The organism is Natronincola peptidivorans (assembly GCF_900111615.1).
GTDB classification, from domain to species: Bacteria; Bacillota; Clostridia; order Peptostreptococcales; family Natronincolaceae; genus Natronincola_A; species Natronincola_A peptidivorans.
The window spans coordinates 225,909-248,510 of the sequence record NZ_FOHU01000002.1 but is presented as its reverse complement, the minus strand read 5'-3'; the positions used below and the strand labels follow the sequence as shown (position 1 = coordinate 248,510).

Here is a 22,602-nt window from a genome sequence, read left to right as displayed (position 1 = left end):
TGTCCCCCACGATCCTTTATTCTCCTACACTGGAGCTGGCGCTGGCTGTACTGCCACCGCTATCATTGCCACTGCTGGTGCTGGACGCACTGCCACCGCTATCATTGCCACTACTGGTGCTGGACGTACTTCCTCCACTATCGTTACTGCTGCTGGTGCTAGACGTACTTCCTCCACTATCGTTACTGCTGCTGGTGCTAGACGTACTGCCTCCACTATCGTTATCGCTGCTGGTGCTAGACGTACTTCCTCCACTATCGTTACCACTGCTGGTGCTGGACGTACTGCCTCCACTATCATTATTGCTACTGGTGTTGGCTGTGCTACCACCACCATCGTTACTGGTGTTGGTGCTAGTTGTACTATCCTTTACAGTTGCCTCTCCAGTGGATTTCTCATTGTTGGTTTTTGTTTTATTGTCTACGACGTTTTGTGCTGATACTGTATTATTCCCTTCTTTGCTTACTGTAGTATCTTCTTTATTCATTGTTTGGTTTGTTTTTTCTTCTAAACCCTGCTTTTCTTTGTTATCAGGTACTATCTCATCACTTGCATTATCAGTATCTTCTGATATTTCTTCTTGTTTTTTTATAGCTTCTTCCACTAACTCTTTACCATCTTGATCATTAACCTTCTCTATATCTAGGCTTTCATTTGATTCCGGACCTTGCAAAGATATTCCTCCTCCACCTCCAGAAACCCCTGCAGATTCAGTTGCAGGATTAGGTTCAAGAAAACTCAAATTACCCTTTATGACTATTTCTTTATGCCAGTTACCATATCCCCCGGAAATGAGAAGAGTTGCGGCTATCATACTTATTATAATAATAGTGGTTCTTTTTTTCATACTACACACCTCCATTTCGATATATAATAAAGCAGGACATTTTTTGTGTATTATCTTCTATAAATATTCCCTTTTTTATTGGGTAGCTTGAGTAATAGGTAATTTATATTCAAAATCCTCACTTAGCGAAATATATACTTGGAAATTCTCTGCTGGTCCTCCAGGTTCTATAGTTCTTCCATCTATAGTGCTGTCTTCAACTAGTACAGGAACAGTACCTATATTACGTACTGAATAACTCAATATCACTTCAGTTCCCTTGAAATTATCTGGTATTTCTCCTTCTACCCTTATCCTATCTCCTTCAGGGTATGCTACTAATCCTTCTATTTCATTATTAGCAATAGAAGTCTTATACACATCTATATCCAGTGTCCCAGTAGAAACCGAAGCCTTCATCTGCAACCCTTCAGTCCAATAGCCATAGCCTACCCCTATGAGGTTAAGTAAAACAATAGCGCTTATTATGATGATATATTTTCCTATGGATTTTTTTCTTGCCAATTGATATCCACCTCTTTCCATATTAAATATTTTGATTCTTATCCATCTAACTATTAATGCTGCAAGTTGGCTTTATTATTTATATATAGTGCAGCCTCTGTTCTATGCCGGAGTTCTAGCTTAGAAAGGATATTGCTTACATGTTTTTTCACTGTATGCTCTGAGATATAAAGCTTTTCGGCAATTGCAAGATTACTTAACCCCTTCCCAAGCTCTTCTAAAACGTCCCGCTCTCTTGGTGATAGGTCCTCCAAATCATCTTTTTCATTATTTCTCATTTGATATTGCATGATCTCAGGGTCAAAAAACTTCTTTCCTCTTGCCACCACCTTTAGTCCATAGAGTATATCCTCTGGAAAAGCCTCTTTTAATATGTATCCATCCACACCTATCTCTCTAGCCCTTAGAAAGTCCTCTTTCTTTTGTGATGAGGTTAAAACGATGAATTTTGTTGAAATATTCCTTTTTTGTGCTTGGTTTATGATCTCTAATCCATCCTCCCTTCCAAGATTTAGATCGATTATGGTGATTTCCGGTATAGTATGAGCCATCAACACTAATGCTTCTTCTATATTACCAGCTTCTCTGACTTCCTCTATGCTATCTTCAAAGGATAGGGCAGAGGCTATGCCCCTTCTGACTAATGGATGGTCGTCAACAATCAATATCCTCACACTACTTCCTCCTCATAAAATTTTTCAAGCGCATTGGGAATGGTAATTGCTATTTTTGTTCCCAAAGCTAACTGACTATCAATGCTGATACTACCACTTAGGGACTGTGTTAATAGCTGGATGTTTTTTATTCCCAAGCCCATTTTCCCTTCCTTTTCTACGGCTCTCAAATCAAAGCCCTTGCCATTATCCTCTATTTGAAGGAAGATCCTATAAGCTTCAATAGTAAGAATAACTTCTATATGATTTGCTTCACCATGACGAACAGCATTTCCAATGCCTTCACATATGATTCTGTAGACGGCTTTTTTTTGTTCCATTGACATCATTTCATGATTACCCTCTAAGTGAAAATCAATATAGATATTATTCAATGACTTCATTTCCTCAATATAACTTTCAATATTGTCAATAAAATTGTTGGTACCGTCCTTTCTCCAGCTAAGTGAGTAGATGGTGGCCCTTAAATCCTTCATGACACTATTTAGAGAAGCTCTAGTTTTATTTAACTCTCTTGTTATTTCCTTGACACTTCCTTTTTCTAGATACTTAATACTGGTAAATATATTGCAGGAGATACTGAAAAGTCTTTGTAGTATTCCATCATGGATCTCATTGGCTATACGATTTTGTTCTTCATTGATGAGTAATTTTTCATTGATTTTCTCTAACTCAAGCTTCTCAAAAGAATTTGCACTAAGACTAGCTAAAAATTTCAACTGCTCCAAGGTTTCTTTATAATCACTTTCTTGTCTTTGGTAAGTAATATCAATACCTAATATGCCGTAGGTTCTATAATTGCATCCTATGTCAATAAAAACGAAGGTCTTATCATTGATCTTCATTTCTATAGGTGTATCAGAGGATATAATATGATTCCATTCTTTTAAAATTTCTGTAGTAATTTTGTCCTTCATACTCCTTTGGGCGTCATAGACTTCATCGCTTATCTTTTTTTCTTTTTTAACTTGCTCTACAAAGACTACTTCTGTGGTCTTAATCATCTTTTTACTGTATTCTACCATTAGTTGTATTAAGTCCTTTTTGTCCTGCTGTATGGTAAATAAATGTACCCCTTGATAAAGCTCCATAATATAGCTCATAGCTTCCTTATTTTTTGCATCTGCCATCATAAGCTTCCTATTGCTTTCTTCCAAATAATAGCTTTTTTCTTGAATTTTCTTAGCGTATTTTACTGGTATTTGGATAATCCCAGTAATGAGCACAAAGCTTAGTAGCAGGTTGGACTCTTCCATAAATATTCCTGTAAAATCTCTTCTATCTTCTACAATAAACTGTGTCACAATGGTAGAGTTAAAAAGATAAATAAATAGGTTGCCCCAGCAGTATTTATTATTTAGCTTTACGGAGGTTATTAATATTGTGTTTAAAGAATACCAGACATAAGGACTGTTGATGCCTCCCGATGGAATAAGAATAAAAGAATTTCCTAAGGTCTCAATCAATATCAAAATCTTAGTTTTTGTAATGGAGGCTTCATTTTTTATGTAAAGATAGTGTAGCAGTACCGAAGCTATGGTAATGCAGCCTACAATAAATATTTTTTTTCCATAGGAATGATTTTGATTTCCCATCATATAAAGAATGGATGTAATCAGCAAGGAAGCATATCTATATAAAAATACTATTTCAAATATTTCTTTTTCTTTTTTTAAATTAGCTATCTTTTCATAAATTTTCGGATAAACCATAGATTCTCCTCCTTAGTTGAAAAACGCTGTCCTTTCAATAAGATAACTAAGCCTTCAGTACTTCTCCTTTCTAAACTATTTCCATATTTTATAAAATATATGCAATGAAGTGCTTGTATAGGTCATGTTTTTTCATGCAATAAAAAACCAGCCTTCATCAGCTGGTCGGTTGCACTATTAACTCTTGATATTCCAAGTGCCCAAATACAGAATATCCCTCATCGTCCCCATCTATAGTCTTATTATACATAGGTAGATGATGATTTGAAATATAAAGTCTTCGCGATATTCTTTGATAAATCAATATTTAACGACATTTTTTTATATTGTGTACATGTTTCAACAAAATTTTATGTGAAAACTTGATGAACTGTTAGTACTACTGTTGAAAACTTCTTGCTCTTTTATTCTTCCCCCTTGCAGATATCTACCAACTCTCCCGCTGTAACCACCAGCAGCTCCTCTACAGTTATTGGTACAGCAGTATTTGCTGTGCCTGCTGCTGCATACACCACATCAAATCTCTCCATACTTTTATCAATAAGGATTCTGATTTTATGCCTTAGGGCAAAGGGGCATACGCCACCAGGAGGAAAACCTGTGATTTCTAAGCATTCTTCTGGTTTTGCCAGCTTTGGCTTTGTGCCAATGATCTTCTTTAACTGGCTGGAGTTTACCTTTACATCTCCACTGGTTACCACCAGTACCGGTTCCTCCTTTGCCATAAAAAGGATGGTTTTGGCTATTTGTCCTACTGCCACCCCCAGCTGCTCAGCTGCCATAGCAGCTGTTTTTGTGGTGCCCTCTTGAAATTCTATAACCTCTAGTGGAATAGGCAAGGTTTCAATATATTCTTTTACCTTCTCTAAAACGCTTTCCATAGCAATACTTCAACTCCTTTATCATCTTCATCTTTCTATGTTACCAAATACTTCACCTTTATTCAAGATTTGCCTTTATTCTATAGCATGCCGTTATAGAATAAGACAGCATATAGCAGAGCTGAAACAAGAAAGGTTTTGCAAAATAAAAATCGAGTCCCCTATAGGACTCGATTTTATATTTTGTTTTACATTGATTTTAATACCAGCCTCTTAATTTCATAGCATCAGCAACACGTTTGATAGACATCATGTATGCTGCTACCCTCATGTTTACACCATGCTCTTCTTTTAATGTCCAGATATCATTAAAAGCTTTTACCATTAGGTTTTCTTGCTTTTCTTGAACCTCTTCAAAGGTCCATGAATATCTCATTAGGTTTTGAACCCATTCAAAGTAAGATACTGTAACTCCGCCAGCATTTGCTAAAATATCCGGCACCACAACAATACCTTTTTCATTTAAGATTTCATCCGCTTCCAATGTTGTAGGACCATTTGCGCCTTCACTAACAATCTTAGCTTTAATATTTCCAGCATTTTCAGCTGTAATTTGATTTTCTAAAGCACAGGGTAGTAAAATATCTACATCAAATGTAATAACCTCTTCCTTAGGGAACTCACTTTCTGCTCCTGGGAATCCTTTGATGCATTTATTTTCCTTAGCATACTCAGCTAAAGCATATACATCAAAGCCTTTACTGTTATATAATCCAGCAGTGTGGTCTGCAACTGCTACTATTTTTCCACCTAATTCATGGGCATATTTAGCTGCAAAGCTGCCTACATTACCAAAACCTTGAATAGCAATGGTTGATTTGTCAAAAGGTAAGCCTATCTTTTTGGCAGCATCTCTTGCCATAATAACAACACCAAATCCTGTTGCCTCTGTTCTTGCTAATGAACCGTAGAAATCTACAGGCTTTCCTGTGTATACACCAGGAGCAAATTCGCCAGTAGCCTTTTGATATTCATCTACCATCCAAGCCATAACTTGTCCGTTAGTCCCTACATCTGGAGCCGGAATATCTATTTTTTCACCAATAAGAGGAGCAATCGCTCTAGAATATCCTCTAGATAATCTTTCTAGCTCACCTTGGGATAGTTCAAACGGGTTAACAACTACACCACCCTTGCCACCACCATATGGAACTCCTACTACACCACATTTAAATGTCATCCATGTAGAAAGAGCTTTTACTTCGTCCATATTTACATCTTGATGAAATCTAACTCCGCCTTTGAATGGACCCACTGCATCGTTATGTTGAGATCTGTAGCCAATAAAGCTTTTTACCGTTCCATCATCCATTTTTACAGGAATTGCTACTTCTAACACTCTCATAGGATTCTTTAAGACTTCATAAACTGCTGGCTCTGTTCCTAACTTGTCACACGCCTGCTTTACTTGTTTTTGTGCTGTTTCAAATACATTAACATGCTTTTCTGCCATGTTCCTACACCCTCCTAAAAATATATTTTATTATTGATACAGAAACTAGTGTAGCAATATATCAAAAAAAGCCAAGGCTTTTTTGAAAACCTTTTCCCACTACTGGTGATTATGTATTATCTTTAAAAACTACAAAAGATATAAACGCCTTTTAACTCTTTTTTGCTTATGGGCAAAAAAAATTTGTTTTCACTTTGCTTGCTACTTTTTTACTTGCGTTGCAAAAAATGTTGACCCTCAATTTGAATTATAACATATTGTTCTTTAAATTGTAAACAACCTACTCAGATATAACTAAACTTTTTACCATTACATTAATTGCTAAAATGTTAAAGGAGGTCATTTCTTCAACTTCGTGTTTTACTTGATCCTGTAGACACTCCATCAATGGCTTTATAGGATTTCCATAAATCATTTTTACATCTATTTCAATAATTAGCCCTGCTTGTATATTAGTAATGTCAATACTTTCTATTTTGTAGATGCCTATCACTTTATTTGCTGCATAGAAAATTAAATCTCTAATTACCTTATCAGATATAGTATATTTTCCCCTATAGCTAAAGGTAGGCCTCACTACTGATTTTTCCTCTAATACCTGTTTATCACCTATCCCTAGTTTTTTGAAAACCTTTAGTGGATTTAGGAAGTAGCCTGAGAAGTCTTTTTTGATTTCAAAGGTAGGCACTGGAATGACATGTTTTCCTTCTTTTTTACGACTTTTTTTTGCGGATTTTATTTCCTCCTGTGTAGCAATATCTTCAATAAATATTCTTTCTGTGATCTCTCCTAGTGATAAAGTTTTTACAATAGATTCCACCATTTTTTCTGAGGTGCCAAGAACCAATATCCCATCAGGTTTTTCTTGATCTAAAGCCTCCCTTACTTCTAAGCGATGCTTCTCATCTATAAATAAAGCTCTTTTTATTGCACCCATTTTTGATTTTTCCCGTTTAGCAGAAGAACCTGCTATTACTTTATTATCTTTAATCAAAAGTCCATCATCAATAATAAATTTTATATTTTTTTCCTTTGCCAAATGCATGGCATGATAGCTTTTTCCTGTCCCACTAGAGCCTACAAATACAAGAACCATCCTTTTACGCCTCCCAAACTACAACTGGTTACTTTCCTACAAAGTATTGTCCATCTATCCCTTTTTTATAGAGAATTGGAGCACTACATTTTATTTTAACATATTTTCTCTTTCTTATGCTATTAAAACTAAAATGAAAATCATTATATTTTAGCATTTTTGTCCAAAAAATATTTGATTTCATTGATTATAATCTTTTTTCCTTGTTATAATACATATTGTAAGGAAAAATAAAACAATACATAGAGGAGGAAACAACAATGGCATATATTATTACTGATGCTTGTATTAACTGTGGAGCATGTGAGCCAGAGTGTCCAGTAGATGTTATTTCAGCTGGAGATGATATTTATGTAATCGAGCAAGAAGGTTGTATTGATTGTGGTGCTTGTGCTAACGTATGTCCTGTAGATGCACCTATTCCAGAATAGATTTTAAAATGTAGGAAAGTGGTAGATTTTATAGCTGCCACTTTTTTATTGTCTTAATTCCTATTTTTTTCTTTGTTTAGCATATCTAGTTTCACTAAAAATTTTAAAATAGCCTTCTCCTCATTAAAGGAAAAATCATTTAATATTGAATACAGCATTTCCTTTTCTTTTTTTACTATTTCTGCAGTCAATTCTTTCCCTTTTTCTGTTAGACTTAATACCTGTACTCTCTTATCTTTTCTAGACTTTCTTTTCATAATATATTGCTTTTGCTGCAGCTTATTGATATAGGTAACAAAGGAATTCCTGTCTATGTTTAATGCTTCAATCATCTCATACATTTTCTTTTCTTGGACATTTCCTAGTTTTTTTAATATCAATAGTTCTATAACGGATAAAGAAGTTCCCTTCACTACAAGTCCTTTTTTATCATGTATAATAATATTTTCTACTAGCTTTTCTACATACTCGTTAATTTGCAGATAATAATTTCTCATTTTTATCACCTTTATTTCGCAATCTCTATTTTAGATTGGCCTGTTTAAAAAAACCTACATCCTTGGATATAGGTTTTAGAGGTCATTTTATCAAAAGCTTTTTCAAAAGACTTCTTTTGGTTAATCCCATTGCTCTTTTTCTTGGTTGTTTAATAAATAAGAGATAATAAATAAACTATCACTTAAATGAACATTTTCAACAATAATATTTTCTGGCACCTTAAGGTCTATTGGTGCAAAATTCCATATAGCCGATACATTTGCTTTTACAAGCTTATTGGCTATGTCTTGGGCAAATTCTTTTGGGGTACATATGATACCGATGTTAATGTTATTTGTATCAATAAACTCCTGCATTTCATCAATATCATAGATGGGAACATCTCTTATCCTCATACCAATAAGCTTAGGGTTGGTATCAAATAATGCCAATAGATTGAAGCCATGTTTCTGTAAATTGGTGTAGTTAGCAATAGCTTGACCAAGGTTACCGGAACCAATAATAACAGTTCCATAGCTAATATTTAGTCCCAAGATCTTTTTGATTTCCCCATAAAGCTCTTCTACATTATAGCCATATCCCTGTTGGCCAAATCCCCCAAAATTGTTTAAATCCTGGCGAATCTGCGAAGCAGTAAACCCCATCATGTTACTTAATTCCTTTGATGAAATTCGGTAAACCTCTTTGTCTAATAATTCTTTTAAATATCGATGATACTTTGGCAGTCTCCGAATAACAGCCATTGAAATATCCTTAAATTTTTTTGCCATATGTAATCGTCTCCCATTTTTATTTTTAGTTGCATTCAATTGCTAAGAAGATTTTTTTACAATACCTTTCTTCAACCTGTAGTAAGGGTTGGTATAGATAAACTCTTTGTAACTAGCAGATAGGGTAGCATCTCCTTCTGAGATCCCAATGCTTCTGCTTAATAAGATCAATTTGTTATAGTTATGATGAATTTTTTTAAATATATCCTTGATATAAAATTAACTAACTATGTATATACCCAGATTTTAATGGAAAAAACAGTAAAATATTATTTTGTAAGAAGCTTTGGCATAATTTAACTATTTCCCCAATTATGTATTATAACAAATATTTAGTCCAGTGTAAATCCTCAATTCACTCTTTTTTCTTTGCCAGCTTACCCTTTATTATTGCCACTTTTTTTGTTAAACTATTAGTGTTATACAAATAAATTTTAGAAAAATACTATGTTTAAGGAAATGCTTTTTTATATTTTTCCCTTTTACATTATTTTTTCAGTAATTTTAGGAGGACAACGAGGTTATGATTGTATTATCCTGTAATAATATAAGTAAATCCTTTGGAGTTGATTTAATTATAAAAAATATTTCCTTCAGTATTAACAAGGGTGAAAGGGTTGGACTTGTTGGCATCAATGGAGCAGGAAAAACCACCCTTTTTAAGATTCTTTGTCAACAGCTTCCTTATGATGACGGAGAATTATACATTTCAAAATCTACAACAATAGGTTATTTAGAACAAAACAATAGATTAAATCTAGCCAATACTGTTTATGAAGAAGTTGTGGATGTTTTTGCAGGTTTAATAGCTATGGAGGAAAATCTTAGAGAATTAGAGCAGCAAATTGCTGTATTAGGGAAAGATCCAAGCAACTCGTCACAATTACAAACCTCTATGGATGCATATGCTGGTATGCTGGAGGCATTTAATGAAGGTAACGGTTATGGATTTCGCAGTGAAGTAAGAGGGGTATTAAAGGGTCTGGGTTTCTCAGAGGATGAGTTTTCTCAGCCTATTTCTCAGCTGAGCGGTGGTCAAAAAACAAGGGTTTCTCTTGCAAAGCTATTACTTTCAAAGCCTGATCTTTTAATGCTGGATGAGCCTACTAATCATTTAGACATAGAGGCAGTGGAATGGCTGGAGGGTTTTCTTAAGGATTATCTAGGAACTGTGCTGATGATTTCTCACGATAGATATTTTTTGGATCAATTGGTTACCCGTATTATGGAGATAGAAAATCATCAACTGGAGAGCTATCTAGGAAGCTATACAGATTTTGTTAAAAAAAAGCAAGTTATTCGTCAGCACCAATTAAAGGCATACCATCAGCAACAGAAGGAAATTACTAAACAAAAAGATATGATTCGCAGACTTCGTCAGCATGGTACAGAGAAGCTGATGAACCGTGCTAAGAGCAAGGAAAAACAGCTGGCAAAAGTAGAAGAACTTCAGGCTCCACAGACCCAGCAGACCAAGGCAAAAATGCAGTTTCAAACAACCGTTAAAAGTGGTAATGATGTGTTGTCTATTGAAAATCTTGAGAAAGCTTTTGATGATACACCTCTATTTCGTCAGGTTACCTTTGACATTTACCGTGGAGAAAGGGTTGCCTTGATTGGTGCCAATGGTATTGGTAAATCCACACTTTTCAAGATTATCTTAGGAAAACTTAAGGCCAGTGATGGCCAACTGCGTTTAGGCCATAATGTTGATTTGGGCTACTATGATCAAGAGCAGGAAGGACTTCATCTGGATAAGATGGTTATTGATGAAATATGGGATGAACATGCTTATATGAAGGAAACTGAAGTGCGAACCCTTTTAGGTAGTTTTTTATTTCGAGAAGAAGATGTTTATAAACCTGTATCTAACTTAAGTGGTGGAGAAAAATCTCGATTATCTCTTTTAAAGCTGATTTTGTCTAATGCAAATTTTCTACTGCTGGATGAGCCTACCAACCACTTAGACATTGATTCAAAGGAAGTATTAGAGGAAGCGCTTTTACGCTATGATGGTACTATCTTTGTAATTTCTCATGACCGCTATTTTTTAAATCGCGTTACTACTAAGGTTATTGATTTAAAGGCGACTGGCACTGAAGTATTTTTGGGAAATTATGATTACTATGTAGAAAAGAAAAATCAACAATTATATCAAGAGGAAGAAACTGAAATAAAAACAAAAACTCAGCTAAAGGAAGAACGACGTAAAGAAAAGGAAGAAAGAGACAAGCAGCGTCAATTAGCAAAAAATCGCGAGAAAATAGAAGAAGAAATCATGCTATTAGAGGAAAAACTTATAGAGTCAGAGACCCTCCTGTGTCAGCAGGAGATCTATACAAACCCTGAAAAAAGCCGAGAGATTCATAAAGAAACAATCATGCTAAAGGAACGAATTGACCAGCTTTATGCGGAATGGGATGCCTAGACATCAATAAATATTTGGAGGATAAAAAAAATGGAAAAACTGGTTCAATTGATTAACAGTTATCGTGATGATCTTATTCATCAAACCCAACAGCTTGTAAGAATAAAAAGTTTAGAAGAAGAGGCAAAACCAGGCATGCCCTTTGGAGAAGGTGTAAACGCTGCTTTAGAATATGCTTTAGCTTTGGCGGAAGAAATGGGTTTTACAACAACCAATCTTGAAGGCTATGCGGGCTTTGCGGAGATGGGGGAAGGCGAAGAAACCATCGGTATTCTTGGCCATTTAGATGTGGTACCTGAAGGGGAAGGATGGTGTTATCCTCCCTATGGAGCAGAAATCCATGATGGTAAGATCTTCGGAAGGGGAACAATGGATGATAAAGGTCCTGTTGTAGCTGCACTTTTTGCTATGAAGGCTTTAAAGGAATCTCAGCTTCCCATTAACAAAAGGATTAGGATTATATTTGGTACCAATGAAGAGACGGGCATGAAGGATATGGAGTATTACTTAAAGAAAGAGAAAAATCCAGATATGGGCTTTACTCCTGATGGAGATTTTCCTGTAATCTATGGAGAAAAAGGAATTCAAGTATTCTCGTTGATAAAGAAGTGGCCCAAGGGACATAATCCTTCTGCTGGCATAATGATAAAAAGCATTCAAGGAGGTACTCGGCCCAATGTAGTACCTGATAAATGTAAGGCTGTGTTAAAAGCTCCAAAAGAGGATATTATTAGGCTTGAAGCCTTATTGGAGAGCTTTGTTGCTAAAACTGGGTATAAGCTATCTATGATACAGGATCATTCTGCTGTCACCATCATTTCTGAAGGAATTTCAGCCCATGGAAGTACGCCTGAAAAAGGTCATAATGCTATTTCTCAGCTATTGCTATTTCTAGGAGAGCTTCATGACTGCAGTGGTGGTATCTTTGATTTTATTAAAATGTATAATAGAAATATAGCAATGGAATACAACGGCGAAAGCATAGGCTGCGGGTTTGAAGATGACATTTCAGGGAAGCTTATTTTTAACGTTGGTGTCATTGATGCTGATGAAAAACACGTAGATGTCAAAATCAATGTCAGATATCCCATCACTTCCTCCGGCAAGGATGTTCTGGCAGGAATAAGCGATGCATTAAAGGACACAGGGATTGAATTGGTTTTAGATGAAGACTCAAAACCCTTATATGTACCCCAAGAGCATACTCTGATTCAAAGTTTGATGAAGGTGTATCGAGAAGAGACTGGAGACAGTGATGCAGTCCCTATTACCATAGGCGGAGGAACCTATGCTCGAGCAATGGAGAACATTGTAGCCTTTGGCCCTCTTTTTCCCGGTGAAGAAGAGACTGCCCATCAAAAAAATGAATTTATTTCTATAGAAAACCTACTACATATTACTCATATATATGGAAAGGCTTTATATCACTTGGCAAGTGTCAAATAACAGACTTTCTAGATCTTAGTTTTCTCTCAGGATATAGTCCCACCTTTTTAAAAAATAAAGGTGGGACTTTCTTTTAAAAATGGGTATATAGTCATATATATAGTTGTTATTGTCATCCATCGGCGAATTTATGTTAACATTATTTTTTAGTCATATTTTAGATAGGTATGGCATATATTATTATGGGAAGTTATATCCACACCTATCCACATGTTTCCCACAGAATCCACAGGCTTATCCACAAGCTTTACCCTTGTAGGCATCATTAATCATATTTTATCCACAATGTAAACATTTTCCCTTTTTATCTCTGTGTATAAATCTGTGTATATATAGCAATAAAAAAACCCTACAGCTTTCTAGTGTTGGGTTTTTTTATTAACATAAAATCTCATAATCACTACTTTTTTTTAAATTATGTATATTATTGCTGTTGTTCTAATGCTTCTCTTAGTTCCTTGATGGTGTTTTCCTGTTCCTTGGTTTTCATTAATAGTGCGTCGATTGCTCCGTGCATTTCATCAATTAGCTGTAATAATGAAGTTTTCCCCATGCTCCCGTCGATTTTTCTCATCCATGCTAATAATTCCATAAAAAACCCCTCCCATTATCGTTAATATGTCAATTCCATTATATCATAGGGGGGAGGGGGCATTATACAAGTAATGTTATGTAGTTTTTCCAAAAGTTTCAAGTCTTATAAGGGTCTTTCTCCTATCTTTAAATTAGGAACACCATTCAAATCTAATGCTGAGTGATGGCCCTTGATATAATCATAATAACCTACACATCCAATCATGGCTGCATTATCGGTACATAGCTTTAGAGACGGATATTTTAAATCTAAATCATGCTCCTTTGCCTTTTCCTGCAGCAGTTGTCGTAAACCACTGTTGGCAGCAACTCCGCCAGCTAAGGTAATCTGTTTCATACCCTTTTCCAAAGCACAGCTTATGGTTTTTTCTACTAATATTTCAATCACCGCCTGCTGGAAGCTGGCAGCTACATCTTCTATAACAATAGGATTACCCTTCATTTTTTCAGAGTTAAGATAATTTAATACTGCAGATTTTAATCCACTGAAGCTGAAATCATAGCTGCCTTCCTCTAGATATGCTTTAGGAAAAGCTATGGCCTTCTTATTGCCTATTTTTGCAAGCTTATCAATTTGTGGGCCGCCGGGATAACCTAAGCCTAAAGCTCTTGCTATTTTATCAAAGGCTTCACCGGCTGCATCATCTCTTGTTCTTCCTAATATTTCATACTTCCCATAATCCTTCATGTATACTAAGTGAGTATGTCCTCCTGATACAATCAAGCAGATAAAAGGCGGCTCTAATTCTCTATATTCAATAAAATTCGCATAGATATGTCCTTCTATATGATTTACGCCATTTAAAGGTATTTCTCTAGCAAAGGCAATAGCCTTAGCCGCTGAAAGTCCCACCAATAGCGCACCTACCAGTCCAGGTCCATAGGTTGCTGCCACATGGGTGATGTCTTCAAAGGAAACCTTTGCTTCCTCTAAAGCTTCTTCTATCACAATATTGATGTTTTCGATATGCTTTCTTGAGGCTACCTCAGGAACCACACCGCCAAATTTTTGATGCTGCTCAATCTGAGATGCTATGATATTGGATAAAACAGTTCTTCCATTTTTCAAAACACTGACAGAGGTTTCGTCACAACTGCTTTCAATTGCTAAGGTAATAATATCTTCTTTTGTAAAATCTTTCGTCATTTTCTATGTTTTCCTCCTTCCATAGAGGCATATATATCCATATACTACCCATTATTGTCTATATTGATTATATATTACTTCCAGAAAACTTGCATTTAACATTTTTTTGATTTAGTATTTTTTTTATTTCTGTCCATACTAAGAATAGGGATAAAATTTCTAAAGGAGTGAATCTTTATGGCTAGAAGACATAGAAATACTTCTCGTAAAAGATCCCTTTCTCAAAGATTAGGTAGTGAAAATGTTTTATCCAATGGTATGCTATATCCTATAGCTCCCACAGACTTAGCAATATTTGAAATGAGAAAGAGAAGCCCTAATGAAACTGATAAAATCAATCGATAGAAGCCTAAGCTTCTATCGATTGATCTTTCTTTTCTAGTTTTTCTTTTTCTATTATTTTATCCATAATGATTTCACCATCAAGGAAGCTGATAATTCTATTGGTTTGCTCTGCAATCTCCTGTTCATGGGTTACAATGAGTATAGTAACCCCCTCCTCATTCAGCTTTTTAAAGAGATCCATTACCTCCTGAGTAGATTTTGAATCTAGATTTCCTGTAGGCTCATCCGCCAAAATAATAGCAGGATTATTCACTAAGGCCCTAGCAATGGCTACCCTTTGTTTTTGTCCCCCCGACAGTTCATTAGGCTTATGCTCTACTCTATCTCCTAACCCTACCTTTTCTAATGCTTCTAGAGCTTTTTGCTTTCTGACTCTACCACTGATTCCTGCATACATCATGGGCAGTTCTACATTTTTTAAGGCAGAGGTTCGTGGTATTAAATTAAAGGATTGAAAAACAAATCCGATTTTTCGATTCCGTATTTCAGCTAATTCATTATCAGGTAAATCTTCAATCTTTTCATCATCTAGTATATATATCCCAGAGGTTGCTCCATCTAAGCATCCAATGACATTCATAAAGGTAGACTTTCCAGAACCGGATGGCCCTGTAATTGCCATAAATTCTCCTTCCTTCACTTCTAGATTGACACTTTTTAATGCATGTACAGCAATACTGCCATTCTCATAAACCTTGTTCAAATCCTTAACGCTAATCATCTTAACACCTCTTTTTATTCGTATCTCAAAGCTTCAATAGGATCTAGCTTTGATGCTTTATTTGCTGGATATACTCCAAAAACAATTCCCACAGTGGTGGAAAAAACAAAGGCCATAATGATAGCACCCTTTGATATGACAAAGGGTAATCCTAATGCTCCAACAATACCAAAGCTAATCAAGCCTCCTATAGAAAGTCCTAATATTCCTCCAAATAAAGAAAGAATAACAGCCTCTACTAAAAATTGCAGCAAAATCACCGATGGTTTTGCCCCAATTGCCTTTCTTATACCGATTTCTCGCGTTCTTTCTGTAACGGAAACCAGCATAATGTTCATGATACCAATCCCCCCAACTAAGAGAGATATACCTGCTATACCAGAAACAGTTAAGGTTAAAAATCCAATCCCTTCGTTTACTTGACTTAAGTCATCTTCATGGGAATATACGCGATACATATCTCTTTCTTTATTTCTTCTTTCTAATAGACTTAACACCCTTTCTCCTACTATGTTTGTCTCTAATCCTTCTTGTGCCTGCAGTAAAAGCATAGGATATCTGTCAATTGAATCCATTCTTGTAGCCAAGGTAATAGGCATATAACCATAAGCGTAATTTCCCATTGCCATGTTTAAAATTGCAGAATCCAGCAACTTATCCACACCTATAATCATTAATTCTACTGTATGCCACCCTGTAGTTAAGGTGACAATCTCTCCTATGCAATCAGTGGAGCCAAATAGATATCTAGCAGCCTTTTCATCAATTACCATGACATTTCTTCTACCTAAAACATCCTCCTCCGTAAGAAAACGTCCTCTTATGATGTCTACAGTTTCTACTTCATGATAGTTTTGATTTACTCCATACATATCTATACTCATTTGTTTATTGCCATGTGACATCGTCATCCATCTGCTAAGCTCCGGAGATACAGCAAAAACATCTGTTTCCATTCTCCCCACAGCAGTTATATCCTCATCACTAAAATAGTCTCGATAAACAGCTGGGCGGTCATTATTATGTCGAAGACCAACACTTAGCTTTCCTTTTCCATAGGCATCAAAGACGCTTGTCATGTCAGCCTGGGCAGCATTTCCCAAGGTTGTAATCACCACCACCGATAATATACCTATGACTAAGCCTAGCACAGTTAAGCTAGAGCGCATTTTATTTGCCCATATACTCTGTAATGCCACCCTTAAGGTTTCTATTAACAACATAAAATCTTCTCCTTACTCTAATTTACGCTTCTTGCTCTATCGGCTTTTTCCTATGTCACTTAATCAATTTGCTTTTCATTTTTCATTCTTCATTCTTCATTCTTCATTCTTCATTTTTCATTTTATATCTACTCATATCTAAGGGCCTCAATTGGATCCAACTTAGCTGCTCTATTGGCAGGATAGACCCCAAAGACCGTTCCTATTGTCATGGCCAATAAAGAAGCAAATACCACTTCCTTAGCACTAATCAGTGGAGGCATCTTTAATAGGTAGGAAAGCCCCATCCCTAAAAGAAAGCCCAGAATAATACCAATAATACCTCCCATAAGGGAGATAATAGAGGACTCGGTTAAAAATTGAAATAATATCGTCCTTCTTTTGGCGCCAATGGCTTTTTTTATGCCAATTTCTCGGATTCTCTCACTTACCGACACCAGCATGATGTTCATAATCCCAATACCACCAACTAAAAGAGCAATACCTGCAATAAAACCTAGCACACTGGTTATGGTATTGATAACACCAGCAACTTCTTGTATCATTTGTTCTAAATTGAAAACCATATACATATCTCTATTGTTATGCAATCTTTCCAATAGCCTTGTAACTTGTTCTCCGATCCTCTCCATATCCTCCTGATGAGTAATCTTTAGATTCACACCATAGTATACCTCTTGATTATAAACCCTCATAATGGTGGTGATAGGTACATAGACTTGAGCTCTACCGTTATTCATAGTGCCGCTGAAAAGATTTTCTTCATATTTAGCAATTCCTACAATCCGAAAATCAACAGGGCCTCTATAGGTATTTACAGTAACCGTCTTCCCTAAAACCTCAATAGTGCCAAAAAGCTCTCGAGCATCCTTTTCAGAGATAACCATATGATTATTATAACTGTCTAAATCCTGCTGTGTAATAAACCTTCCCCTTAAAACCTCTACATTGGTGATAATTTCACTATCAGGATTGGCTCCCACCAATACAATCTCAGCATGCCGATTTTCAGCACTAATGGTGGTCCATTCTTCGAATAAGGGGGTAATGGCGTCAATGCCTTCGATTCTACTGATTGCTTCTATATCTCTATCATTGATAAAATCACGAAGCCTAAAATCATTTTGTTTTTCCCAATTCATATAGATCATCAACCGATTGGTACCAAACTGCTCCATGCTCTTTTCTATTTCATGCCTTCCGCCATTCCCTATAGCTGATATCGCCACAACTGCAGCAATGCCTATGATGATTCCCAGCATGGTTAAAAAGGATCGCATTTTATTTGCTCTGATGGTAGAAAAAGCCAGTTGAATGTTTTCTAATAGATTCATAGAAATCCTTCCCTATCCTTATTTTTCTTCCTGCTGTCTTTCATTGACAGTCACCTTCATTCCTTCTGTTAAAAACATAGAAGGATTTAAAACCACCATATCATTTTCTTCTAGTCCTCTGATGATTTCTACGTCAAAATCTGATTCGATTCCTGTTTGTACCTCTATCTTATGTAGGGTATCCTCCCTCACAACAAAAACCATCTTTGCACCATTTTGCTCCACCATAATGGAGTCAAAGGGAACCACCAAAACATCCTCTTTCTTCTGACTAATGATTCTTGTTCTAACAGAAAAACCTGGCTTTAAAAAATCATCCCTCTCGATCACCTTGATGGTAACGGGAATCACGGTTTCATTGGTTTGACCGGTGGACACTCTTTTTGCTACTGGAGCGATTTTTTCAACCTCTCCTTTAAATACCTGACCCATTAACGCATCTGTTTGGATTTCTACCTTCTGCCCGACCTCTACCTTGGCTATATCATATTCATTCACATTGATTTCTATGGTTAAATCCTCTATATTAGCAATAACAAAGCTAGGGTTGGCTGTGTTGACAAAGCTTCCTTCTTCCACATGAATATTTGTTACAACACCGTTGATGGAGCTGACAATTTTGCCCTCCTGCTTTTCTATCCTTTTTTCTATTTCAGCAATCTCCAGTTCAGTGATTGCAATGGTTTTTCTCATTTTCTGAATTTCAAATTCAAGGGTGTCTTGTTTTTGTTGCAGTTCTTCATAGCTATTAACAGCTTCTTCATAGTCTCTCTCACTATTTCTAAAGTCCTGTTGAGAAATGGCTCCATGCTCAAATAACTGCTTATTTCTATCTAGATCCGTCTTAGCATCCTCCATTCTCTTCAAGCTACTATCCATCTGTCGATTTCGATTTCCCTGTTCAATCTTTTGGTTTTTCTCTAGCCTAGCTAAATCAATTTTATTCATTTCCAGCATTTGCTTCTTTATAGCCATCTGTATTTCTAAATCTTCGCCATCTAATAATGCTAACACTTGGCCTGCTGCTACATAATCTCCTTCTTCTACCTCGATAGATAGTACCTTTGCGCTGTTTTCTGCATAGATTGTTTGTCTTTCAATTTCCTCTAAGATGCCGTTGGCAGGGACAGTGATGGTTATTTCTCCCTTTTCTAGTGCCATTACATCTACCGCCAATCCCTCATTATTGCCTCTCATGATGGCATTTGCCCCAATGGCGGCAATGGCTATAACTACGATGATTACTCCAATAATTATTTTTTTCTTTTTCCCTTTTCCTTTACCCTTTGCCATTTTTTTCTCCTCCTAATATTACTAAAAACAAATAATTTAGGGTTTATTGCAATCCCTAAATGTATGTGAAACAATTTTAAACATAGTTTACTATGTTCTTATTTAACAATATTGAATCCAAATAAAATAATACCACTTTTTTCAATAAATTTCCAGCATTTTTCCTGGAAAACATGCTTTTATTTACAAAAAACCCATTCTAGTCACATATTGATGATAAAAAGGGTCTTTATTTTACTCTATTTCCTTCCACATAATAAGGGCATCTTCACCGTTATCGCTATAATACTCTGGCCTTATACCACATGCTATGAATCCCAGCTTATTATATAGTTTTTGTGCTATATGATTGGATTTTCTAACCTCAAGGGTTAATCGATACAGCCTTTTCTTCTTGGCCTCTTCAATTAATGCCTTGGTGACTTCTTCTCCTATTTTTTTTCCCTGATACTGAGGGTCTACTGCTATATTGGTAATATGACCTTCATCAACAATCAGCCACATACCGCCATAGGCTACTACCTTGTCATCCAAGACAGCTACAACATAAACAGCCAGCATATTTTTCTTTATCTCTGTTTCAAAGGCTCCTTTTGTCCATGGGATAGGAAAGCATTTCTTTTCTATCTCTACTACATGGGGGATATCCTTGACTACCATTTTTCTGACTTTTATTCCTTCCATAGAACCTTAGCTCCCATTTCTCATTTTTTCTTCCCATTGTTTTTCTGCCTGAGATTTTCTCATATAGATGGGTAATATCTCAGCTGGTTTAGAAACCTCTGCCTTTTCTGCCTTTCTTCTAGCCAGCTCTCCTATGGAGGAGGCTCTAGGCATGGTGACAATGGCTGGCGGGAATACGGCCAAATCCTTCATCTCCTCCTGAATCAGTCCTTGAAACTTTTCCAAGGCATCTCCAACAAAGACTATTTTTTCCTGTTTCTCCTTAAAAACTGCCATCAGTTGATGTATGTCTATTACTTCTTCTGCCATTATCCTTGTCAGCTGTTGATTCTGCCATTGATACAACCCAGTATAAACCAAATCCCTTTGAGCGTCGATGATAGGACAAATGGGTTTTTCACAATATATCAGATTAAAGGCTAGACCCTCAAGGGTAGAGATTCCTACCATTGGTTTATCCAAGGCCTGTGCCATTGCTTTGATAGTGGCCAGTCCAATCCGCAGACCTGTAAAGGAACCTGGACCTACAGCCACTCCAAATACATCGATGTCCTTAGGGGATAACTCACAGCTTTTTAATATTTCCTCCAGCATAGGCATCAGCTTCTGGGAATGGGTTTTTTTATGGTTTAGAATATATTCTCCCATTAATTTTTCTCCATTCAGCACAGCAGCAGTAGCCACGATAGATGAAGTATCTAGTGCTAATAGCTTCATATCTCTAACAACTCCTCTATTTGCTTTTGATAGTATTCATTGGTGGCTTTAAAACAAAGCTCCCTTTTCTCTATATCTAGATACCTTATTGTTATCTTTAAATAATCTCTAGGAAGAATTTCTTCCACCAGCTGAGCCCATTCAATAATAGTTACACCATCACCATAAAAATATTCATCATAAGGGATGTCCTGCATCTCATTGACATCTCTTATGCGATATACATCAAAATGGTATAGAGGCAATCTTCCTTCGTACTCCTGTAGTATAGTAAAGGTAGGACTGGTAACATAATCCTCTACCTCCAGCCCCTCAGCAAAGGCTTTTGTAAAGGTTGTTTTTCCAGTCCCTAAGTCTCCTATCAAACAAAGTACATCTCCATTTTTCGTCATTTTCCCTAGCTTTCTTGCTAAAGCTTTTGTCTCTTCTTCACTAAAAACTGTAATGCATTTCATTGAAAACACCCGCTTTATCTATATTTATAGCTCCCTTATCATTATGAATTATTTTCCTCTTCTCCATACTCTATTTTACCACAATTTGCTTTTTTATCTACATAGAGTTTAGGCAACTTTCTATATTATACAATTTTTTCCACATAAACTTAGGTCTCTGGACTTATTTCGACATGCTGTCCCCTTTTTTCAAAATCTTTATCGCATAGTATAATGAAAAAATAACGAAAAAGGGGGCACCAAATCATGAAAAAAACATTAGCTTTTATCCTCAGTGGATCTTTACTGCTTGGTTCTGCTGTGTATGCCTTTGCAGGTGAGGGAGTCAATAGTGAAAACTCAACGGAGGAGGAATCCAGTGTCATTTTAACTGACACAGAGACCGCAGAGGAATCTACTGAAATTGACATTGATTTCATCAGAAATTATCTAGAAAATCCAGACTTCAATTTAGAGGATTTAGATGAAGATGAGCTAGAGGCATTGATTGAAGAGATTTTAAAGGCTTTAGAGGAAGATTTAGAGTATGCGGAGGATTTGGATACTGAAGGAGACCAATCAGTGGATGATGAGGAAGGTACCAATGATGGTGAGCTAGATGATGAGGAGAAAAACTCTGACGAAACAGATGAAGTGGTAGAGAATCTATATAAGAATCTACTGGTATTACAATCCGTTTATGACCGTGTCCCTGAGGTTGCACAACCAGCTATCCGAAAAAATATCCGTAAAGTAGAGCTTCGCATTCTAAGCCAACAATTAAAAACCAGTGAAAATGATTGGGAATTAGTGTCTGAAGAAGACTTAGCAGCATTACAAGAAAAGCTGGATGAGCTTCAAGAGGCCCTCTTAAATGAGGATTTGACCGATGAAGAAAAGGAAGCAATTGAGAAGGAAATGGAGGAAGTAGAGGCTGAACTAAGAAGTGCTAAGGAAGCCAATGAATTCCATGAATTCTTAGAAAACAGTAATGATTGGGAAAAGCAATTAAGAAGACAAATCCAAGAGGAATTTTTAGCAGAAAAAAGAGCCATCCAAGAAAATCGTAAGGCTGAGAGAGAAAACCTCAGAAAAGAATTGCAGCAGCAAAGAGAAAGCTTGAAGGGCCGCATTAAAGACAATATCCTTCAGCCAGAAGAGGTAGAGGAAGGAACTCCCCAAGAAGATGAAGAGGCTGCTGCATCCTCCGCTACAATAGAAAAGGCTGCTGGAAACAATAGAGGTAATGGTAATGCTATAGGTAACAGCAATGGCAATGGTAATGGCAATGCCGGAAATCAAGGTAGAGGTAATGCCGGAAACGCTAGAAAAAAATAATTAAGCTGAAAAAAGTAGATCTGCTAACAATG

At 36.3% G+C, this 22,602-nt stretch carries 23 protein-coding genes and 1 riboswitch; of the genes, 5 read left to right on the top strand and 18 right to left on the bottom strand.

Annotation, left to right across the window (positions count from 1 at the left end):
- Positions 1-16: 16 nt before the first annotated feature.
- The 7 genes from BMX10_RS03870 to BMX10_RS03840 form a co-directional block, all read right to left on the bottom strand.
- Entirely contained in the window at positions 17-847 is an 831-nt protein-coding gene (locus BMX10_RS03870; protein WP_090439628.1) for a hypothetical protein, read from the bottom strand.
- A gap of 75 nt (positions 848-922) precedes the next feature.
- Positions 923-1,351, bottom strand: coding sequence for a hypothetical protein (locus BMX10_RS03865; protein ID WP_090439625.1), 429 nt, complete (start codon positions 1,349-1,351; stop codon positions 923-925).
- A gap of 53 nt (positions 1,352-1,404) precedes the next feature.
- The gene (locus BMX10_RS03860) at positions 1,405-2,025 is read right to left on the bottom strand and encodes a response regulator (protein WP_090439622.1); all 621 of its coding nucleotides are present in this window, start codon (positions 2,023-2,025) and stop codon (positions 1,405-1,407) included.
- A complete protein-coding gene (locus BMX10_RS03855) occupies positions 2,022-3,737 on the bottom strand; it encodes a sensor histidine kinase (protein WP_090439619.1) in 1,716 nt (571 codons plus the stop codon). Before BMX10_RS03855 ends, BMX10_RS03860 begins: the two co-directional genes overlap by 4 nt.
- A 154-nt stretch (positions 3,738-3,891) precedes the next feature.
- A riboswitch (cyclic di-GMP riboswitch) is annotated at positions 3,892-3,975 on the bottom strand.
- A 166-nt stretch (positions 3,976-4,141) separates the two neighbouring features.
- Positions 4,142-4,618, bottom strand: a complete 477-nt coding sequence (locus tag BMX10_RS03850; protein WP_090439617.1) for a YbaK/EbsC family protein — start codon at positions 4,616-4,618, stop codon at positions 4,142-4,144.
- A gap of 199 nt (positions 4,619-4,817) precedes the next feature.
- On the bottom strand, positions 4,818-6,071 hold the full coding sequence (locus BMX10_RS03845; protein WP_090439614.1) for a Glu/Leu/Phe/Val family dehydrogenase: 1,254 nt from the start codon (positions 6,069-6,071) through the stop codon (positions 4,818-4,820).
- Positions 6,072-6,351: 280 nt separating this feature from the next.
- A complete protein-coding gene (locus tag BMX10_RS03840) occupies positions 6,352-7,167 on the bottom strand; it encodes an Asp23/Gls24 family envelope stress response protein (RefSeq protein ID WP_090439612.1) in 816 nt (271 codons plus the stop codon).
- 260 nt (positions 7,168-7,427) lie between these two features.
- Here BMX10_RS03840 and BMX10_RS03835 point away from each other — a divergent pair, with 260 nt between their 5' ends.
- A complete protein-coding gene (locus tag BMX10_RS03835; protein ID WP_090439610.1) occupies positions 7,428-7,598 on the top strand; it encodes a 4Fe-4S binding protein in 171 nt (56 codons plus the stop codon).
- A gap of 53 nt (positions 7,599-7,651) precedes the next feature.
- On the opposite strand, the gene BMX10_RS03830 is transcribed toward BMX10_RS03835, so the two are convergent.
- On the bottom strand, positions 7,652-8,095 hold the full coding sequence (locus BMX10_RS03830; RefSeq protein WP_090439608.1) for a transcriptional regulator, SarA/Rot family: 444 nt from the start codon (positions 8,093-8,095) through the stop codon (positions 7,652-7,654).
- A 120-nt stretch (positions 8,096-8,215) separates the two neighbouring features.
- On the bottom strand, positions 8,216-8,866 hold the full coding sequence (locus BMX10_RS03825) for a redox-sensing transcriptional repressor Rex (protein WP_090439606.1): 651 nt from the start codon (positions 8,864-8,866) through the stop codon (positions 8,216-8,218).
- Between the two features lie 523 nt (positions 8,867-9,389).
- Here BMX10_RS03825 and BMX10_RS03820 point away from each other — a divergent pair.
- Both BMX10_RS03820 and pepV read left to right on the top strand, forming a co-directional pair.
- Positions 9,390-11,294, top strand: coding sequence for an ABC-F family ATP-binding cassette domain-containing protein (locus BMX10_RS03820; RefSeq protein WP_090439603.1), 1,905 nt, complete (start codon positions 9,390-9,392; stop codon positions 11,292-11,294).
- A gap of 30 nt (positions 11,295-11,324) precedes the next feature.
- Complete coding sequence (gene pepV, locus BMX10_RS03815) at positions 11,325-12,740, top strand: dipeptidase PepV (protein WP_090439600.1); 1,416 nt, start codon at positions 11,325-11,327, stop codon at positions 12,738-12,740.
- Positions 12,741-13,164: 424 nt separating this feature from the next.
- Here the strand turns inward: pepV and BMX10_RS17925 are convergent, their stop codons facing one another.
- Both BMX10_RS17925 and tsaD read right to left on the bottom strand, forming a co-directional pair.
- Positions 13,165-13,332, bottom strand: a complete 168-nt coding sequence (locus BMX10_RS17925) for a hypothetical protein (RefSeq protein ID WP_170834669.1) — start codon at positions 13,330-13,332, stop codon at positions 13,165-13,167.
- Positions 13,333-13,437: 105 nt separating this feature from the next.
- Positions 13,438-14,481 (bottom strand): tRNA (adenosine(37)-N6)-threonylcarbamoyltransferase complex transferase subunit TsaD, encoded by a 1,044-nt coding sequence (gene tsaD / locus BMX10_RS03810; RefSeq protein ID WP_090439597.1) that lies wholly within the window; start codon positions 14,479-14,481, stop codon positions 13,438-13,440.
- 177 nt (positions 14,482-14,658) lie between these two features.
- On the opposite strand from tsaD, the gene BMX10_RS17920 reads away from it, so the two are divergent.
- Positions 14,659-14,826 carry a hypothetical protein gene (locus BMX10_RS17920; protein WP_170834668.1) on the top strand — a complete coding sequence of 56 codons (168 nt, stop codon included), beginning with the start codon at positions 14,659-14,661 and terminating at the stop codon, positions 14,824-14,826.
- 4 nt (positions 14,827-14,830) lie between these two features.
- On the opposite strand, the gene BMX10_RS03805 is transcribed toward BMX10_RS17920, so the two are convergent.
- From BMX10_RS03805 to tsaE, 7 genes are all read right to left on the bottom strand, one after another.
- Positions 14,831-15,547, bottom strand: coding sequence for an ABC transporter ATP-binding protein (locus BMX10_RS03805; RefSeq protein ID WP_090439594.1), 717 nt, complete (start codon positions 15,545-15,547; stop codon positions 14,831-14,833).
- A 14-nt stretch (positions 15,548-15,561) separates the two neighbouring features.
- Positions 15,562-16,770 (bottom strand): ABC transporter permease, encoded by a 1,209-nt coding sequence (locus BMX10_RS03800; protein ID WP_090439591.1) that lies wholly within the window; start codon positions 16,768-16,770, stop codon positions 15,562-15,564.
- Positions 16,771-16,898: 128 nt separating this feature from the next.
- A complete protein-coding gene (locus BMX10_RS03795) occupies positions 16,899-18,104 on the bottom strand; it encodes an ABC transporter permease (RefSeq protein ID WP_090439588.1) in 1,206 nt (401 codons plus the stop codon).
- A gap of 18 nt (positions 18,105-18,122) precedes the next feature.
- On the bottom strand, positions 18,123-19,397 hold the full coding sequence (locus BMX10_RS03790; protein WP_090439585.1) for an efflux RND transporter periplasmic adaptor subunit: 1,275 nt from the start codon (positions 19,395-19,397) through the stop codon (positions 18,123-18,125).
- 234 nt (positions 19,398-19,631) lie between these two features.
- Positions 19,632-20,081, bottom strand: coding sequence for a ribosomal protein S18-alanine N-acetyltransferase (gene rimI, locus BMX10_RS03785; protein ID WP_090439582.1), 450 nt, complete (start codon positions 20,079-20,081; stop codon positions 19,632-19,634).
- 6 nt (positions 20,082-20,087) lie between these two features.
- Entirely contained in the window at positions 20,088-20,798 is a 711-nt protein-coding gene (gene tsaB / locus BMX10_RS03780; RefSeq protein ID WP_090439579.1) for a tRNA (adenosine(37)-N6)-threonylcarbamoyltransferase complex dimerization subunit type 1 TsaB, read from the bottom strand.
- Complete coding sequence (gene tsaE, locus BMX10_RS03775) at positions 20,795-21,253, bottom strand: tRNA (adenosine(37)-N6)-threonylcarbamoyltransferase complex ATPase subunit type 1 TsaE (RefSeq protein ID WP_090439576.1); 459 nt, start codon at positions 21,251-21,253, stop codon at positions 20,795-20,797. Before tsaE ends, tsaB begins: the two co-directional genes overlap by 4 nt.
- A 246-nt stretch (positions 21,254-21,499) precedes the next feature.
- On the opposite strand from tsaE, the gene BMX10_RS03770 reads away from it, so the two are divergent.
- Positions 21,500-22,570 (top strand): hypothetical protein, encoded by a 1,071-nt coding sequence (locus BMX10_RS03770; protein ID WP_090439572.1) that lies wholly within the window; start codon positions 21,500-21,502, stop codon positions 22,568-22,570.
- Positions 22,571-22,602: the final 32 nt, after the last annotated feature.